Source organism: Micromonospora chokoriensis, assembly GCF_000718555.1.
Taxonomy (GTDB): Bacteria; Actinomycetota; Actinomycetes; order Mycobacteriales; family Micromonosporaceae; genus Micromonospora; species Micromonospora chokoriensis_B.
The window spans coordinates 1-206 of sequence record NZ_JOAN01000060.1; the positions used below are offsets into that span (position 1 = coordinate 1).

A 206-nucleotide genomic window follows, 5' to 3' on the forward strand; every position below is an offset into this window, starting at 1 on the left:
TCCAGTCTGGGTGGGGCGACGCTGGACAACGAGGAGAACTACCTCATCAAGAAGTTGTTCACCGCGATGGGGGCGCTCCAGATCGAGAACCAGGCTCGTATTTGACACTCCGCCACCGTCCCCGGTCTGGGGACCAGCTTCGGTCGTGGCGGCGCCACGCAGTTCCAGCAGGACATCGTCAACGCTGACGTGATCGTCATCCAGGG

The 206-nt window shown here is 62.1% G+C and carries 1 protein-coding gene; it reads left to right on the forward strand.

The features are described 5' to 3' along the window. On the forward strand, positions 1-206 hold a 206-nt coding region (locus IF46_RS35455), incomplete at both ends, for a hypothetical protein (protein WP_269640547.1).